We start from the raw sequence: 16,434 nt of genomic DNA, 5'->3' as shown, positions 1-16,434 counted from the left end.
TTAAATCAGTGTTTCTTCGGTTTTTCCCAACCGGAGATATTGCGCTGCCGGCCTCGGGCTACAGCCAGTTCGTTGTCAGCCACATTCCGGGTAATGGTGGACCCGGCTCCGATCGTGGCGTCCGCTGCAACACTGACCGGGGCAACCAGCGCCGTATTCGAACCCACGAACACCCCGTCGCCGAGCACCGTCTGATACTTGTTCACCCCATCATAATTACAGGTGATCGTTCCTGCACCCACATTCACATTACGGCCCAGTGAGGCATCGCCCACATAACTCAAGTGATTGATCTTGCTACCCTCACCGACAAGGGCTTTTTTCGTTTCCACAAAGTTGCCAACCTTGGTATTGGCCGCCAGTTCGGTACCCGGACGAAGCCGGGCAAACGGCCCTATCTGGGCATTGGCACCAATCACCGCACCATCAATCACGCTGTGGGCGTTGATCTGTGCACCGTCAGCAATGGTAGCGTCCTTGATGACGCAACCCGGGCCAATGGACACCTGGCTCCCGAGACTGACCTTGCCTTCGAAAACAACGTTCACATCGATCCACAGGTCATTGCCAATGCTGAGTTCTCCACGAACATCAATCCGGGCCGGATCCGCGAGCGTGGCGCCTTCAGTCATCAACCGGTCAGCCTGTTGACGCTGGTACCAGCGTTCAAGCTCGGCCAACTGCAGTCGGTTATTCACACCCTGCACTTCGTAAGGATTGTCCGGCTGGGACACGGAAACCCCCAGACCCTGTTGCACCGCCATGGCAATAATGTCGGTGAGATAGTACTCACCCTGGGCGTTGGCATTGGACAGCGTGGGCAACCAGGTTTTCAGATGTTTCGCGGCAACGGCCAGAATACCTGTGTTGACCTCGCGAATCTGTTGCTGCTCCAAAGAAGCGTCTTTCTGTTCGACAATGGACTGCACCGCGCCCTCGGTGTTTCGGACAATCCGACCGTAACCCTGAGGGTTGTCCAGGGTCACGGTTAACAAGCCAAGGGTGCTGTCATCCAGCGTACTGACAAGGCTCTCGAGGGTTTCATGGCGAGTGAGTGGAACATCGCCATAGAGCACCAGCACGCGGGCGTCATCAGGGAGATCCGGCAATGCCTGGGCGACCGCATGACCGGTTCCCAGCTGCTCGCGCTGGGTAACCCAGTTTACTGACGCTTCATCCGTGGCCGAGCGAACGCTGTCGGCGCCATGACCGATCACCGTATGAATCCGTTCAGCTCCAAGCTGTTTCGCCGTGGCAATAACGTGGTGCAGCATCGGTCGACCTGCGATCGGATGCAGCACTTTGGGCAATGCGGATTTCATTCTGGATCCCTGGCCTGCGGCCAGGATGACAACGTGTAGCGGGCTCATGGAAAGTTCAGGCTCCCGGAGTTTTTCCTGTCTGAATGCTGAAAATAAAAAAAGCCGCACCCCTCATGACTGAATGGCCAACGCAACACGTTGATCATACAGCCGCTCAGGATGCGGCTTCGGTGTTCGGCAAACCCGAAACGAAAATGCTTAACGCATTTTGTTACGCAGCTGCTGGATGGTGCGAAGCTGGGCAACAGCTTCGGCCAGCTCTGCAGCCGCACGGGTGTACTCGAATTCACCGGTCTTGTTGGCAAGTGCGCTTTCGGCCTCTTTCTGAGCCTCAAGCGCGGCCGCTTCGTCCACATCCTTTGCACGAACCGCAGTATCCGCCAACAAAGTCACCAGATTGGGCTGAACCTCCAGATATCCGCCGGAAACGTAGAGAATTTCTTCCTCTCCGCCCTGCTTGATAATCCGAATGGGACCCGGCTTCAGCTGGGTCAGCAGCGGCGTGTGACCCGGGGCAATACCCAGGTCACCTTCAGAGCCCGCTGCGATCAGCATTTCCACCAATCCGGAATAGATCTTTGTTTCGGCACTTACCACATCACAATGCACGGTCATACCCATGTCAGTTGCCTCTTTGATCGATCCGGAAACAAATGCATCAGCTCAGATTAGCTCTTTGCCTTGCTCTTCATTTCCTTCCCTTTCTCAACCGCTTCCTCAATGGTACCAACCATGTAGAACGCCTGCTCGGGCAGTTCGTCATAGTCGCCATTCAGGATGCCCTTAAAGCTGCTGATGGTTTCCTTGAGAGAAACGTACTTACCGGGGGAACCGGTGAATACTTCAGCAACGTGGAACGGCTGAGACAGAAAACGCTCGATCTTACGGGCACGGGCTACGGTCAGCTTGTCTTCTTCTGACAGTTCATCCATACCCAGGATGGCGATGATGTCTTTCAGTTCCTTGTAGCGCTGCAGGTTGGTCTGCACGCCACGGGCCACTTCGTAATGCTCCTCGCCGATGATCAGCGGATCCAGCTGACGGGAGGTGGAGTCCAGCGGATCGATCGCCGGGTAAATACCCTTGGAGGCGATATCACGGCTCAATACTACTGTAGCATCCAGGTGCGAGAAGGTGGTTGCAGGCGACGGGTCAGTCAAGTCATCCGCCGGTACATAGACCGCCTGGATAGACGTGATGGAACCGTTCTTGGTGGAGGTAATACGCTCCTGCAGCTGACCCATCTCTTCAGCCAGAGTGGGCTGGTAACCTACCGCAGACGGCATACGGCCGAGCAGTGCGGATACTTCGGTACCGGCCAGGGTGTAACGGTAAATGTTGTCCACAAACAACAGAACGTCACGACCTTCGTCACGGAACTTCTCAGCCATGGTGAGACCGGTCAGGGCCACACGCAGACGGTTTCCAGGGGGCTCGTTCATCTGGCCGTAAACCATGGCAACCTTATCGAGAACGTTGGACTCCTTCATTTCGTAGTAGAAGTCGTTACCTTCCCGGGTCCGCTCACCAACACCTGCGAATACAGAGAGACCGGAGTGCTCTTTCGCGATGTTGTTGATCAGCTCCATCATGTTTACGGTTTTGCCCACACCGGCACCACCGAACAGACCAACCTTACCACCCTTGGCGAACGGGCAGATCAGGTCGATAACCTTGATGCCGGTTTCCAGCAGGTCGGCAGATGCAGCCTGATCGGCATAGCCAGGAGCTTTCCGGTGAATCGCCCAGCGCTCTTCTTCGCCGATCTCGCCGGCTTCGTCGATGGGTCGACCCAGAACGTCCATGATCCGGCCCAGAGTCTGGGTACCAACCGGTACCGAAATCGGGTTGCCGGTGTTTTCTGCTTTCAGGCCACGCTTGAGGCCCTCGGTGCTGCCCATGGCGATGGTACGAACAATGCCGTCACCCAGCTGCTGCTGGACTTCCAGAGTTGTTTCGCCACCTTCAAGCAACAGTGCGTCATATACTTTGGGTACGGAGTCACGTGGGAATTCCACGTCGATAACCGCGCCAATGATCTGAACGATTTGTCCGCTACTCATGCTCGGTTCCTCGTTATCTTGATAGTCAATAAAACCAGTTGGATTGTGGGCTGGATCAGACCGAAGCCGCGCCGCTCACAATCTCCGATATCTCTTGGGTAATAGCCGCCTGACGCGCCTTGTTATAAGCCAACTGAAGCTCGTCGATAATGCCACCGGCGTTATCAGTTGCGCTCTTCATGGCGATCATCCGGGCTGCCTGTTCACATGCCAGATTTTCTACCACACCCTGGTACACCTGGGATTCAATAAAACGTGGCAGAAGGCCATCGAGGATCTGCCTGGCATCGGGCTCGTAGAGATAATCCCACTGGTTCTTGATCTCTTCCTCGTCTTCACTCTCAGGCAGAGGCAGAAGCTGCTCCACCTTCGGGCTCTGGGTCATGGTGTTAACGAACTCGTTGCTTACCACATAAAGGCGATCGATCTTGCCTTCCGAGAACGCATCCAGCATAACCTTGACGTTGCCGATGAGTTTTTCAGAGCTCGGACTGTCCCCCAGATGGGTCAGCGCTGCGACAACATTGCCGCCGTAGCTCCGGAAAAAGGAAGCCCCTTTCTGTCCGATGGCGCACAGATCGGTTTCGACTCCCTTTTCTTTCCACGCTTTCATTTCACGGACAAGCGCTTTGAACAGGTTGATGTTCAGACCACCGCAGAGGCCACGATCAGTCGATACCACGATATAGCCCACGCGCTTTACCTCGCGCTCGACCATGAACGGGTGGTTGTACTGAGCGTTCGCCTTGGCAATGTGCCCGATCACCTGACGCATCTTGTCGGCATACGGACGTGTCGCCTGCATGCGTTCCTGAGCCTTGCGCATCTTACTCGCAGCCACCATTTCCATGGCGCTGGTGATCTTCTGCGTGCTCTTGATGCTTGAAATCTGGTTACGTATTTCTTTGCCGACGGCCATAACTCACTGCCTTCTCAAGTTAGACACTCGTTGCTACGAAAATCGGCCCGCAACCTAGGCTGCAGGCCCGTTTTCTTACCAGCTCTGAGTGGTCTTGAATTTCTCAAGTGCAGCTTTGAGGCCGGCAGCGATTTCGTCGTTGTAATCGCCTTTCTCGTTGATCTTGTCGAGGAGGTCTTTCTGCTCGGAGCGCATCCAGTCAAGCATCTGCGCTTCAAACTTCACTACCTTGTCGACATCAACATCGTCCAGGAAGCCTTCGTTGGCTGCGAACAGAACCGTACCCATTTCGGCCACAGACATCGGGCTGTACTGGTTCTGCTTCATGAGTTCCGTTACACGCTGACCGTGCTCAAGCTGCTGACGGGTTGCTTCGTCGAGATCAGAAGCAAACTGTGCGAAAGCAGCCAGTTCACGATACTGGGCCAGAGCCAGACGGATGTTACCGCCAAGCTTCTTCATGATCTTGGTCTGGGCTGAACCACCTACCCGGGATACGGAGATACCGGCGTTCATCGCCGGACGGATGCCGGAGTTGAACAGGTTGGTTTCCAGGAAGATCTGACCGTCGGTAATGGAGATAACGTTGGTCGGTACGAACGCAGATACGTCGCCGGCCTGGGTCTCGATGATCGGCAGCGCGGTCAGGGAACCGGTCTGGCCTTTCACTTCGCCATTTGTCAGCTGCTCTACGTAGTCAGCGTTCACGCGGGACGCGCGCTCCAGCAGACGTGAGTGCAGGTAGAAAACGTCACCCGGGTAGGCTTCACGGCCCGGCGGACGACGCAGCAGCAGGGAAATCTGACGGTAAGCCACAGCCTGCTTGGACAGATCATCGTAGATGATCAGGGCGTCTTCACCACGGTCACGGAAGTACTCACCCATGGAGGTACCGGAGTACGGAGCCAGGAACTGCATTGCTGCAGGGTCCGCGGCACCGGCGGCAACCACAATGGTGTGATCCATGGCGTTGTGCTCTTCCAGTTTGCGCACTACGGCGGCAATGGAAGACTGCTTCTGGCCAACGGCAACGTAGATACACTTGATGCCAGTATTCTTCTGGTTGATGATCGCATCGATCGCAACAGCGGTCTTACCGATCTGACGGTCACCGATGATCAGCTCACGCTGACCACGACCGATCGGAACCATGGTGTCGATCGCTTTCAGACCAGTCTGAACCGGCTCATCAACGGACTGACGTGCGATAACGCCCGGTGCAACCTTTTCAACCGGAGAGGTCAGATCGGTACCGAGGTCGCCTTTGCCGTCAATGGGGTTACCCAGAGCGTCAACTACGCGGCCCATCAGTTCCGGCCCAACCGGCACTTCCAGGATCCGGCCGGTGCAACGAACTTTCTGGCCTTCAGCCAGATCTTCGTAATCACCCAGTACAACCGCACCAACGGAATCACGCTCCAGGTTCAGAGCCATGCCGAAGGTGCCATTGGCGAATTCAATCATCTCACCGTACATAACGTCGGCAAGACCGTGGATCAGCACAATACCGTCAGAAACTGACAGGATCGTACCTTCGTTCTTTGCTTCGGAAGAGATATCGAGTTTCTCGATTCTCTTCTTGATGATGTCACTGATCTCGGATGGATTCAGTTGCTGCATGCCAATATCCTCAAACCTTGTGCTGAAATCAGGAGCCCAGAGCGTCGGCCAGCTTGGTCAGCTTTCCGCGTACAGATGCGTCAATGACCAGATCGCCGGTGCGAATAATCACGCCGCCAATAATAGACTTGTCCGTTGACGCCGCGAGTGACACTTGCCGCTCGAGTTTCTTCGAAAGTGCCTGGGCGAGCTTCTGTTGCTGTTCGTCCGTCAGCTCGAAAGCTGCGGTAACCGAGATATCAACAGTGCGCTCCAGATCAGCCCGGTACGTGTTGAAGAGCGCTGCAATCTCAGGAAGAAGAGCCAGACGGCGGTTTTCGGCCAGTACAGCGAAAAAGTTGCGGACCTGATCGGTAACGCCTTCTTCGGCGACCTCCAGAATCAGCTCTGCCTTCTTCTGCTCTTCCAGACCCGGATTCGCGAGAAGCTGTCGAATGTCTTTGTTCGCGGTGACCTGCCCGGCAATTGTCAGCACCTGGGACCACTCAGCCAGCTGTTCATGCTCCTGAGCGGCACTAAATGCTGCCTTTGCGTATGGACGGGCCAGCGTTCTCAGTTCTGCCATGATGAACCTCGTCGTTTAAAGTTCTGCCGCCAGTTTTTCCAACATCTCGTTGTGCTTGGAGGCATCGACAGAGGTTTCCAGGATCTTCTCGGCACCGGCGACAGCGATAACGGCAATTTCTGCCCGCAACGCTTCACGAGCCTGATTGCGCTCCTGCTCAATTTCGGCCTTGGCCTGCTCAATCAGCTTCTGGCCTTCCTTGCGGGCGTCATCCTTGGATGCTTCCACAATCTGGGCCGCACGCTTGTTGGCCTGTTCAATCAGGCCAGCAGCTTGCTGCTTGGCTTCACGCAGTTCCTGAGCTGACTTTTCCTGAGCCAGTTCCAGATCGCGCGCAGCGCGGTCTGAGGCAGCCAGTCCGTCAGCGATCTTCTTTTGACGCTCCTGCAGTGCGGCCATGATTGGCGGCCACACGTATTTCATGCAGAAGACGACAAAGATAAAGAACGCGATGGCTTGACCAATCATCGTCAGATTAATGTTCACGTCTTCACCTCTCGCCTGTTTTGTTAAGAATCATCTGCCCGGGGTGAAGCCCCCGGCTGGCGACTCGATTAACCGGCGATCTGGCCGACAAACGGGTTGGCGAAAGTGAAGAACAGTGCGATACCAACACCGATCATGGTGACGGCGTCCAGCAGACCTGCAACGATGAACATTTTAACCTGCAGCATCGGGGTCATTTCCGGCTGACGCGCAGCGCCTTCCAGGAATTTGCCACCGAGGATACCAAAGCCAATCGCGGTACCCAGGGCACCCAGGCCAATCAGCAGTGCAACGGCAATCGCGGTCATTCCAACTACAGTTTCCATGATAACTCCCAGTTTTCAGTTAGGTTTTTCAGTTTTAGGGTTTAGGGTTTAGAACTACGGCTTAATGGTGTCCGATCAGTGACTGTCTTCGTGAGCCATGCTCAGGTACACGATCGTCAACATCATAAAGATGAATGCCTGCAGGGTGATAATCAGGATGTGGAAAATCGCCCAGGGAACAGACAGTGTCCACTGCGCCCACAGAGGCAGCAGCGCAATCAGGATGAAGATCAGCTCGCCGGCGTACAGGTTACCGAACAGACGCAGTGCCAGAGAGATCGGCTTGGCCAGCAGGCTGACGCCTTCCAGAAGCAGGTTCACTGGAATCAGCAGTACTTTCAGAGCCAGGTTGTCCGAGGAGAACGGGTGCAGAGTCAGTTCGCCAAGGAAGCCGCCAAGGCCTTTCACCTTCAAACTGTAATAGATGATCAGAGCGAATACGGACAGAGACATGCCCAGGGTCACGTTCACGTCAGTGGTCGGAACCACCTTCATGTACTGGAAGCCCATCAGATGGAACAGCTGGGGCAGGAAATCGACCGGCACCAGATCCATCAGGTTCATCAGGAAAACCCAGCAGAAGATGGTCAGAGACAGAGGTGCAATAACCTTGTTCTTGCCATGGAAGGTTTCCTTGACGCTCTGGTCAACAAACTCAACCATCACTTCCACGAAATTCTGGAGCCCGCCTGGCTGGCCAGAGGTGGCACGCTTGGCCGCGATCCGGAACACAATCAGGAACACCAGGCCAAGGCCTACCGCCCATCCCAGAGAGTCAACATGCAGAGCCCAGAAGCCCATATCGGACGCTTCTGAGGCACTGGTGGCCATCGTCCAGGTGGCTTGGTCAAGGACGTCAACGACGTTGCCATTAGCGTCCAACCGCTCGTAGCCGGCTGGCAGTTTGCCATACGTGAGGTTCTGGAGGTGATGCTGGATATATTCGGATGCACTTCCTGCCATAACGGTTTCCCAGGTCCAGTTAGCTTTGCTGCGTAGTGCTGCCCGCCAGAAGCGGTGTCAACCAGTTGGTGACCAGCATGATCGCAAATGTTAAAAAAAGTGCCGCTATATCAAGCGGCTGAATCCATTTGAACACCATCGTGAAGAGGATGGCGCACAGGATGAGCTTGCCGGCCTCACCCTGGTAAAACGAAGTCATGATCTTTTTGGCAGACCGCGCGCCGGCGTAGCGGAATGCCTTTAGCGCAAAATAACCATGGGGGATCAGAAAGATAAGTCCGCCCAGCAGCGCTGAATAACCAGAAACCTGGCCTCGCAAGAGAAACGCCAGGCTGACAAAGACAAGTACCACACTCTCTATTACAAACCATCGTGTGATGGGCGGACGGCCAATAGCGCCCGGGGCTGCCTTTGTCATAATTGTCCCGAAAAAACGGTGCTTATTGTTCGATGTCGTATAAAAAGTAAGCAAATACACCGATACGAGCGCCGCAGATTATATGTGTTCAATGTACACGAATCAACAAAACCGGGTGTCGGCTGGCCCGCCTGAAACGGCGTGATAACTGGGTTTTGGCAATTTTCGTCACAAATAGACACTAGTTCAGTTTTTCACCACTACATGTTGTGTATATTTGCAGGAACGAACTTTCGTAGTGGGTCGAAGGACCCAGCCAACTCCGACGATTTTATTTGATATGGCCCAGGATGCCGTCGAGTTCATCCAGTGAGCTGTATTCGATCACCAGTTTGCCTTTGCCGCGCTGACCGTGGTCAATGGAGACTCGTGCGCCCAGTCGTTCGGCCAGATCGTCCTGCAGAGCACGAATATTGGGGTCTACGGCGCCTGTTTTACGGGATTTGCTGTCCGGCGTTTCCTGCTGGACACGGCGCACCAGTGCTTCGGTCTGGCGAACAGAAAGCGATTTGGCCACCACCTGTTTGGCAACCTGCATCTGCAATTCCGGCGCGAGGGTCAGCATGGCGCGGCCGTGCCCCATCTCCAGATCACCGTGCTCGAGCATAATACGCACGTCTTCGGACAATCCGATCAGTCGTAGCAGGTTAGTAATGGTCGTGCGGGATTTACCCACGGCTTCAGCCACCTGAGCCTGGGTCAGACCAAACTCGTCCTGCAGACGCTGGAGCGCAAAGGCTTCTTCAATCGGATTGAGATTCTCACGCTGGATATTCTCGATCAGCGCCATGGCAATGGCAGCTTCATCCGGAACATCCCGGATAATAGCGGGAATGCTGTCCAGGCCCGCCATCTGGGTGGCGCGCCAGCGGCGTTCACCGGCAATCAGCTCGTAGCGTCCTTCGCTTATCGGGCGGACAACCACTGGCTGCATCACCCCTTGCTGGCGAATGGAATCGGCCAGCTCCTGAAGGGCGGCAGGATCCATATCGCGCCGGGGTTGGTAACGGCCACGCTGGATCAGATCAACGGGAACTTCGCGAAGCTCACCGTCGTGGTCTTTCAGTTCCTGATCCAGATTGACCTTTGAGCCCGCCAGCAGGGCACCCAGTCCACGTTCACCCAATCCTCGTTTCTTCGCCGCCATGGTGTCAGTCATTCTTCCCGTTGAATATCTTTATGCTTAAGTGAGTGACAGGGCGGTATGTTACACCGCAACAGGCGCAGATGTCTTTTTCGAACCATGGCGACGGACCATCTCACCCGCCAGTGCCAGGTATGCGATAGCGCCCTTGGAGGCCCGGTCGTACTTCAGGGCAGGGACCCCGTAGCTGGGCGCCTCGGCCAGGCGAACATTGCGGGGAATCACCGCGCGATAGACCTTGTCGCCGAAGTACTCGCTCAGTTGGCCGGAAACATCCAGCGTGAGGCTGTTACGAGGGTCATACATGGTGCGCAGGATGCCTTCGACCTGCAGATTCGGGTTCACGGTTTCCTGAATCTGCTCAACGGTGTTCATCAATGCCGCCAGCCCCTCCAGGGCGTAGTATTCGCACTGCATGGGGATCAGCACAGAGTCTGCCGCCGACAGGGCATTCACCGTTAACAGGCTGAGCGACGGCGGGCAATCGATCAGGACGTAATCGTAGTTATCGCGAACCGTATTCAAAGCCAGACGCAGGCGATGCTCGCGACCAATCTCGTTCATCAGCTCGACTTCAGCCGCGGTCAGATCGCCGTTGGCAGGCAGGATATCGAACCCGGAAGCCTCCGCGGGAAAAATAACCTCAGCGGCGCTGGCTCGCTTGGTCAACAGGTCGTAGCCGGACAGCTCCAGGGCATTTTTATCCACACCACTGCCCATCGTGGCGTTGCCCTGCGGATCCATGTCCACCAACAGCACCCGGCGTTTGGTTGCGGCCAGGGAGGCAGCAAGGTTGACGCAGGTGGTGGTTTTGCCCACACCGCCTTTCTGATTGGTCACTGCAATCACGCGCGCCATGTCTTGCCTCCTTGTGTATGGGTTACCGGTTCAGAAACGGGACTGCCGAATTACCGGTCATTCTCTGCCCGGTCAATCAACAACAGATGACGCTCGCCATTGGCGCCGTGGACATCCAGGGAATGCGTGGATTTTACCTGCCAGGCAGCCGGAAGAGCAGCCACTTCATCATCCGGAAACTGACCTTTCATGGCAAGAAACTCGCCGCCATTTGCCAGCAGATCGCCGCACCAGATCACCAGGTTCTCAAGCGCGGTGAAAGCCCGGCTGCTGATCTGGGTGAAAGGCGTCTCTGGTTCACAATCTTCCGCCCGACCGTGAATCACCTCAACATTGCCAAGACCCAATTCCAGCACGCATTGATTGAGAAAACGGGTCTTTTTGCCGTTGCTGTCAAGCAGTGTAAACCGCTTCTCAGGCAAGGCGATGGCCAGAGGAATACCGGGCAGGCCGCCGCCCGCTCCCACGTCCAGCAGATGCTCCGTGGTCACCCAGGGAAGAATGCTGAGGCTGTCCAGTAATTGCCGGGACACCATGTCCTGCTCATTCCGAACCGCGGTAAGGTTGTAAGCGCGGTTCCATTTATTGAGCAGACCAAGAAACGCCAGCAGTTGTTGCTGCTGCGTTTCGGTCAGGGACACGTCCATAGCAGCCAGACCATCCCGGAGCTGGCGCTGCCAGAGTTCATGAATCATGGCCGCGGCTCAGGCTGACTGCTTGCGCAACAGGTCGCGCTTTTTCAGATGCACCAGAATCTGGCTGACCGCCGCCGGAGTCACACCCTGTACTCGGGAAGCCTGTGCCACAGTTTCCGGACGCACCGTCTTCAGCTTTTGCTTGATCTCGTTGGACAGGCCACCAATCACGTCGTAATCCAGATCTACCGGCAGGGAGGTGTTCTCATTTTTGCGCAGGCGCTCTATCTCGTCCGTCTGACGGGAAATGTAGCCCTCGTACTTGATCTCGATTTCCACCTGGTCTGCGACAACCGGGTCATCGGCCTGCGCGGCACCAATCTCGGCGATGTGACTGTAAACAATCTCTGGTCGACGCAACAGTTCCGCCAGTGACTGGTCCCGGGTCATCGGCTGTTTGAGGAAGCCATTGGCCCGCTCACCAGCTTCGGTGTTCGGGTGAATTCGGGTGCCTTCCAGGCGGGAACGTTCGCTGGTGATCGCTTCGCGTTTTTCGTTGAACTTCTGCCAGCGCTCATCATTCACGAGGCCGATTTTACGCCCGGTTTCGGTCAGGCGCAGGTCGGCGTTGTCCTCACGCAGAATCAGCCGGTACTCGGCTCGGCTGGTAAACATACGGTAAGGCTCAGAGGTACCCATGGTGATCAGGTCGTCCACCAGTACCCCCAGGTAGGCTTCATCCCGGCGCGGGTACCACTCGTCTTTGTCCTGGGACCGCAGAGCTGCGTTGATCCCCGCCAGCAGCCCCTGTGCACCCGCCTCTTCATAGCCGGTGGTGCCATTGATCTGGCCGGCAAAATACAGACCCTGGATAAACTTGGTTTCCAGGGTATGGCGCAGATCCTGCGGATTCAGGTAATCGTATTCAATGGCATAACCCGGCCGGGTGATATGGGCATTTTCGAACCCGGGAATGGAACGTACCGCCGCCAACTGGATATCGAATGGCAGGCTGGTGGAAATACCGTTCGGGTAGAGTTCGTTGGTAGTCAGCCCCTCCGGTTCCACAAAAATCTGATGGGAATCCTTGTCGGCAAACCGGTTTACCTTGTCCTCAATGGAGGGACAATAGCGAGGGCCGACACCCTCAATGCTGCCGGCAAACATCGGCGAACGGTCGAACCCGCTGCGGATAATATCGTGGGTCTGTTCAGTTGTGCGGGTCACATAGCAGCAGACCTGCTCGGGATGCTGACTGCGACTGCCGATAAAGGACATCACCGGAGTAGGGTCATCGCCCCATTGCTCCTGCATGACCGAGAAATCCACAGACCGGGCGTCAATACGCGGCGGCGTGCCGGTTTTCAGGCGGCCAACATTGAATGGCAGTTCCCGCAGGCGCTGGGCCAGTGCATTGGCCGGGGCGTCGCCGGCGCGGCCGCCGGCGTGGTGCTGCATACCAATGTGGATAACTCCGCCAAGAAAGGTCCCGGTGGTCAAAACGACCGTTCTGGCGTTAAAACGAATACCCGTCTGGGTGACGACACCGGTCACCTGATCGTTTTCCACAATCAGATCGTCTGCAGCTTGCTGGAACAGCGTCAGATTCGGCTGACTCTCCAGGGTATGGCGAATAGCCGCCTTGTAGAGCACACGATCCGCCTGGGCCCGGGTGGCACGGACCGCCGGGCCCTTGCGACTGTTAAGCACCCGGAACTGGATGCCCGCCCGGTCTGTGGCTTCTGCCATGGCGCCGCCCAGGGCATCGATTTCCTTCACCAGATGACTCTTGCCAATCCCGCCAATGGCAGGGTTACAGGACATCTGTCCCAGAGTCTCAATGTTGTGGGTCAGCAGCAGGGTTTGCGAACCCATGCGTGCAGCCGCAAGAGCGGCTTCGGTACCGGCATGGCCACCACCAATGACAATGACATCGAAACGGGTTGGAAAATCCACAGTTCACCTCGGAAATCGGGCTGAAAAGAAGGTACAAAAACAGGGCGGCGAGTATAACGCTTCACCCGGAAAATTGCAGTCGGAATGTGCAAATTTTAACCAGAGACGCCACTGGTTGGAAGTTAACGGGCCGTCGTGCGCAGTCAAACGAGGCTTTTGCGCAGGTTTACAAGGATGGTGGAAAACCGAAATGCATGGCTTTTCATAGGTTTGGATCGGTCTTTTCACAAAAGTTTTCAAGAAAGTTATCCACATGAAAGCCCCCTTGTCAATCACCCCCAAAAAACCCTTAAACCATTGTTTTAACTAATATTAATATAGATCATCCAGAAACTGTCCGTAGGTTGTCCAACTAATTATCCACAGATTGGGGAAGCGATTTTCGTCGAAGCTGCCAGACCAGCACCAGCACCAGCACGACGGCATTCAGCAGCGATAACAACAGGAAGAAACCGGGAATACTGAAATCCAGCAGACCAAGAACCACAATGCCTGCCAGTGCACTCACCACCATGAACAGGGCATTGATCACATTCAAAGCCGCAATGATACGGGCACGTTTGTCACGCGGGGTTTCATGCTGGATAAAGGCGTACAGTGGCACAATGAACAGTCCGCCGCAGATGCCAACGCCAACCAGATCCACCAGGACTCTAAGATAGACAGGATCGGTGATCAGGGTCCACCAGGTCGACGCCACCGGGTCGTCAGGCACCGCAAAGTACAGATCGGTTCCAAACAGGCTCAGCCCCAGAGCTCCCCAGGGCACAGGAATCAGGGTGACCCGGTGTTTTGTCAGGCGCTCACACATCATGGATCCGATGGAAATTCCGACCGTAAACATAGCCAGCAATAACGTTACCACCGTTTCATCGCCACGCAGGTTGGTGCGCGCAAAATTGGGGAACTGGGTCAGGTAGGCAGCGCCCAGGAACCAGAACCAGGAGATCGCCAGCACTGCCAGCAACACGTGACGACGTTCAGCCGCCACAGCCATCAGCTTGACCGTTTCCAGTACCGGTCGCAGGCGCACGGTAACACCGGAACCATCCGTTTGAGTTTCCGGAACCCGGCGTGCCGCCAGATAACCCAGCACAGCCATGACCACCACGGCGATCGCTGTCAGTCTGGCGGCCGCCTCGAACCCCATCAGCAGGCCGGCCGCAATGGTGCCCAGAAGAATCGCCACAAACGTACCCATGCCTACCAGGCCATTGCCCCCCACCAACTCCTCGTCAGCCAGTACCTGGGGCAGGATTGCGTATTTGACCGGGCCAAAGAAGGTGGACTGGGTGCCCATCAGAAACAACAGGACCAGCAGCAGTTCGTACCAGCTGAACCAGAGCCCAAGTGCGGCCACGGACATGATCACGATTTCCGCCAGTTTTACATTCCTGATGATCCGGGATTTTTCATAGCGATCCGCCATTTCCCCGGCGATGCCAGAGAACAGGAAAAACGGAAGGATAAACAGAAAGGCCGCCAGATTGACCACAATATCCACCGACAGACCCATCAGGCCCCCGGCGCTGTATGTGATCAACAGCAACAGGGCGTTCTTGAACAGATTGTCGTTGAACGCTCCGGAAAACTGGGTGAGGTAGAAGGGCAGAAACCGCCGTTGACCGAGCAGACGGAACTGGCTTTTTGATGACATCAAGAAATCCTGTTTCAGTGCAATAACAAGGTAAGAAGACCAGGGTCTGCGCTAATTCAGTGCAAATCTGCGACTGCCCACGACAAGGAAACGTTTATTTGACGGGATTAAGCAGCGCTAATAGCTTGGATTTTGACCAACTGGTACGAATTTCGCTTTAATCTCTTGTTCAAAAACATTTTTTTCATTTGGCCAGGATGGCTAGACCATTAGCAGTATAAAGGTTCCTGACCATGAGCAGCGTAGCCCGACTTCCCCGGCGCATCTATCGCGGAGCCGAAATAACCCAGACTCCGAACATGATTGAAGATTATCACTTCAGTTCTGTTTACCAGCCAATTCTAAGCCCGACCCATCGAAAAATGGTTGGCTATGAGGCGCTGGTAAGGGTCGAACGGAATGGCGAGACTATCTCTCCCTTCGAGCTTTTCGAGCAAGCCGAAGAACACAACCAGGCGACAAAACTGGACCGGCACCTGTTGCAGCTTCACCTGGATAACTTTGCCGTCAGTTCCGAGCCTGTCTGGCTCTTTCTCAATATCAATCCCGGCACCTGTATTCACCCGGACGCACCTCTGGAAAAGCTCGCCCTGCAATGTCAGAGCAGCGGGATTGAACCGGAGAAGGTGGTTCTTGAACTGGTGGAAACGGCATCCGACAACCCAACGGCGCTTCTGGAGTTCATCCAGAAAGCAAAGGCCCACGGTTTCCAGGTTGCGATTGACGACTTTGGTATGGGCGATTCAAATTTCGAGCGACTGTGGCGTATCAATCCGCTGATTGTAAAGCTCGATCGCAGCCTGCTCGTGAACGCTGAAAACAATAGTCGGGCCCGGATGCTTCTGGAGAGTCTGGTAAAAATGATTCGCGAGAGCGGCAGTCTCGTGCTCCTGGAAGGTATCGAAAACAGCACTCAAGCTCACATCGCTCTACAAACCGAAGCCGATCTGCTGCAGGGGTTTCTGTTTGCCCGGCCAACCAGCCTGCAAGACCATGAGGCAAAAGTGACCGAACAGACCTTGAAACAAATTATTTCCGATTCCAGCGAGTCATCGGCCCAGGACATCCGGGATCAGGAAAGTTATTTTCGACTTTTGCGCTTCGAAATTCTCGAAGCCTGCCATTCCCTGAGCCGGGAATTAGCATTCAGCACCGCATGCAACCGGCTTCTGGACCTGGACGGCGTGAAACGCTGTTTCCTGCTCGACCCCCAGGGCATACAACAGGGCAACCTGGCGCGGGCCAATCCGGACATTCATCGCGGAAAGTTCAACCCTTTGCTCCACTCCGCGGGTGCCCAATGGGCCCACCGGGAGTACTTCCGGAACGCTCTGAACCGTCCCCAGCACATTAACAGCTGTCGTCCCTACGTCGGTCTGCCCGATGCAAAACGCACGGTAACGCTTTCTACAATGCTACCGGGACAACACGTCTTGTGTGTGGATATCCACCCGGACGAGGTGCTCGAGGGCAAGCTCGAGTTTCCCGCCACCCTCTGATTC

At 55.6% G+C, this 16,434-nt stretch carries 16 protein-coding genes; 1 reads left to right on the top strand and 15 read right to left on the bottom strand.

Annotated elements, in window-relative coordinates:
• Positions 1-5: 5 nt before the first annotated feature.
• From glmU to KO499_RS04020, 15 genes are all read right to left on the bottom strand, one after another.
• Positions 6-1,370 carry a bifunctional UDP-N-acetylglucosamine diphosphorylase/glucosamine-1-phosphate N-acetyltransferase GlmU gene (glmU, locus tag KO499_RS04090; RefSeq protein ID WP_215982435.1) on the bottom strand — a complete coding sequence of 455 codons (1,365 nt, stop codon included), beginning with the start codon at positions 1,368-1,370 and terminating at the stop codon, positions 6-8.
• A gap of 150 nt (positions 1,371-1,520) precedes the next feature.
• Complete coding sequence (locus KO499_RS04085; RefSeq protein ID WP_215982434.1) at positions 1,521-1,943, bottom strand: F0F1 ATP synthase subunit epsilon; 423 nt, start codon at positions 1,941-1,943, stop codon at positions 1,521-1,523.
• A gap of 47 nt (positions 1,944-1,990) precedes the next feature.
• The gene (gene atpD / locus KO499_RS04080; protein WP_215982433.1) at positions 1,991-3,385 is read right to left on the bottom strand and encodes a F0F1 ATP synthase subunit beta; all 1,395 of its coding nucleotides are present in this window, start codon (positions 3,383-3,385) and stop codon (positions 1,991-1,993) included.
• A 55-nt stretch (positions 3,386-3,440) separates the two neighbouring features.
• Positions 3,441-4,304, bottom strand: a complete 864-nt coding sequence (atpG, locus tag KO499_RS04075) for a F0F1 ATP synthase subunit gamma (RefSeq protein ID WP_215982432.1) — start codon at positions 4,302-4,304, stop codon at positions 3,441-3,443.
• A gap of 75 nt (positions 4,305-4,379) precedes the next feature.
• A complete protein-coding gene (gene atpA, locus KO499_RS04070) occupies positions 4,380-5,924 on the bottom strand; it encodes a F0F1 ATP synthase subunit alpha (protein ID WP_215982431.1) in 1,545 nt (514 codons plus the stop codon).
• Between the two features lie 28 nt (positions 5,925-5,952).
• Positions 5,953-6,489 carry a F0F1 ATP synthase subunit delta gene (locus KO499_RS04065; protein WP_215982430.1) on the bottom strand — a complete coding sequence of 179 codons (537 nt, stop codon included), beginning with the start codon at positions 6,487-6,489 and terminating at the stop codon, positions 5,953-5,955.
• A 15-nt stretch (positions 6,490-6,504) separates the two neighbouring features.
• Positions 6,505-6,975 (bottom strand): F0F1 ATP synthase subunit B, encoded by a 471-nt coding sequence (locus KO499_RS04060; protein ID WP_215982429.1) that lies wholly within the window; start codon positions 6,973-6,975, stop codon positions 6,505-6,507.
• 68 nt (positions 6,976-7,043) lie between these two features.
• The gene (gene atpE, locus KO499_RS04055) at positions 7,044-7,301 is read right to left on the bottom strand and encodes a F0F1 ATP synthase subunit C (RefSeq protein WP_012138088.1); all 258 of its coding nucleotides are present in this window, start codon (positions 7,299-7,301) and stop codon (positions 7,044-7,046) included.
• 75 nt (positions 7,302-7,376) lie between these two features.
• A complete protein-coding gene (atpB, locus tag KO499_RS04050) occupies positions 7,377-8,264 on the bottom strand; it encodes a F0F1 ATP synthase subunit A (RefSeq protein WP_215982428.1) in 888 nt (295 codons plus the stop codon).
• Between the two features lie 19 nt (positions 8,265-8,283).
• Positions 8,284-8,682, bottom strand: a complete 399-nt coding sequence (locus KO499_RS04045) for a F0F1 ATP synthase subunit I (protein WP_215982427.1) — start codon at positions 8,680-8,682, stop codon at positions 8,284-8,286.
• A gap of 271 nt (positions 8,683-8,953) precedes the next feature.
• Complete coding sequence (locus tag KO499_RS04040; RefSeq protein ID WP_215983377.1) at positions 8,954-9,829, bottom strand: ParB/RepB/Spo0J family partition protein; 876 nt, start codon at positions 9,827-9,829, stop codon at positions 8,954-8,956.
• Between the two features lie 60 nt (positions 9,830-9,889).
• A complete protein-coding gene (locus tag KO499_RS04035; RefSeq protein ID WP_215982426.1) occupies positions 9,890-10,684 on the bottom strand; it encodes a ParA family protein in 795 nt (264 codons plus the stop codon).
• A gap of 50 nt (positions 10,685-10,734) precedes the next feature.
• Complete coding sequence (gene rsmG / locus KO499_RS04030; RefSeq protein WP_215982425.1) at positions 10,735-11,379, bottom strand: 16S rRNA (guanine(527)-N(7))-methyltransferase RsmG; 645 nt, start codon at positions 11,377-11,379, stop codon at positions 10,735-10,737.
• Between the two features lie 9 nt (positions 11,380-11,388).
• The gene (gene mnmG / locus KO499_RS04025) at positions 11,389-13,275 is read right to left on the bottom strand and encodes a tRNA uridine-5-carboxymethylaminomethyl(34) synthesis enzyme MnmG (RefSeq protein WP_215982424.1); all 1,887 of its coding nucleotides are present in this window, start codon (positions 13,273-13,275) and stop codon (positions 11,389-11,391) included.
• 352 nt (positions 13,276-13,627) lie between these two features.
• Positions 13,628-14,932 carry an MFS transporter gene (locus KO499_RS04020; protein ID WP_215982423.1) on the bottom strand — a complete coding sequence of 435 codons (1,305 nt, stop codon included), beginning with the start codon at positions 14,930-14,932 and terminating at the stop codon, positions 13,628-13,630.
• A 233-nt stretch (positions 14,933-15,165) separates the two neighbouring features.
• Here KO499_RS04020 and KO499_RS04015 point away from each other — a divergent pair, with 233 nt between their 5' ends.
• Entirely contained in the window at positions 15,166-16,431 is a 1,266-nt protein-coding gene (locus tag KO499_RS04015) for an EAL domain-containing protein (protein WP_215982422.1), read from the top strand.
• The last annotated feature ends 3 nt before the right edge of the window (positions 16,432-16,434 follow it).

This window comes from Marinobacter sp. F3R08 (assembly GCF_018860425.1).
GTDB lineage: Bacteria > Pseudomonadota > Gammaproteobacteria > Pseudomonadales > Oleiphilaceae > Marinobacter.
This window is presented reverse-complemented; position numbering and strand designations above follow the sequence as displayed.

What these genes read in the sequence shown, in the direction of transcription:
- rsmG (WP_215982425.1), bottom strand. Translation starts at nt 11,379, where the DNA reads ATGATTCATGAACTCTGGCAGCGCCAGCTCCGGGATGGTCTGGCTGCT.
- atpB (WP_215982428.1), bottom strand. Translation starts at nt 8,264, where the DNA reads ATGGCAGGAAGTGCATCCGAATATATCCAGCATCACCTCCAGAACCTC.
- atpA (WP_215982431.1), bottom strand. Translation starts at nt 5,924, where the DNA reads ATGCAGCAACTGAATCCATCCGAGATCAGTGACATCATCAAGAAGAGA.
- KO499_RS04085 (WP_215982434.1), bottom strand. Translation starts at nt 1,943, where the DNA reads ATGGGTATGACCGTGCATTGTGATGTGGTAAGTGCCGAAACAAAGATC.
- KO499_RS04015 (WP_215982422.1), top strand. Translation starts at nt 15,166, where the DNA reads ATGAGCAGCGTAGCCCGACTTCCCCGGCGCATCTATCGCGGAGCCGAA.
- glmU (WP_215982435.1), bottom strand. Translation starts at nt 1,370, where the DNA reads ATGAGCCCGCTACACGTTGTCATCCTGGCCGCAGGCCAGGGATCCAGA.
- KO499_RS04020 (WP_215982423.1), bottom strand. Translation starts at nt 14,932, where the DNA reads ATGTCATCAAAAAGCCAGTTCCGTCTGCTCGGTCAACGGCGGTTTCTG.
- KO499_RS04035 (WP_215982426.1), bottom strand. Translation starts at nt 10,684, where the DNA reads ATGGCGCGCGTGATTGCAGTGACCAATCAGAAAGGCGGTGTGGGCAAA.
- KO499_RS04040 (WP_215983377.1), bottom strand. Translation starts at nt 9,829, where the DNA reads ATGGCGGCGAAGAAACGAGGATTGGGTGAACGTGGACTGGGTGCCCTG.
- KO499_RS04045 (WP_215982427.1), bottom strand. Translation starts at nt 8,682, where the DNA reads ATGACAAAGGCAGCCCCGGGCGCTATTGGCCGTCCGCCCATCACACGA.
- KO499_RS04065 (WP_215982430.1), bottom strand. Translation starts at nt 6,489, where the DNA reads ATGGCAGAACTGAGAACGCTGGCCCGTCCATACGCAAAGGCAGCATTT.
- atpG (WP_215982432.1), bottom strand. Translation starts at nt 4,304, where the DNA reads ATGGCCGTCGGCAAAGAAATACGTAACCAGATTTCAAGCATCAAGAGC.
- atpD (WP_215982433.1), bottom strand. Translation starts at nt 3,385, where the DNA reads ATGAGTAGCGGACAAATCGTTCAGATCATTGGCGCGGTTATCGACGTG.
- atpE (WP_012138088.1), bottom strand. Translation starts at nt 7,301, where the DNA reads ATGGAAACTGTAGTTGGAATGACCGCGATTGCCGTTGCACTGCTGATT.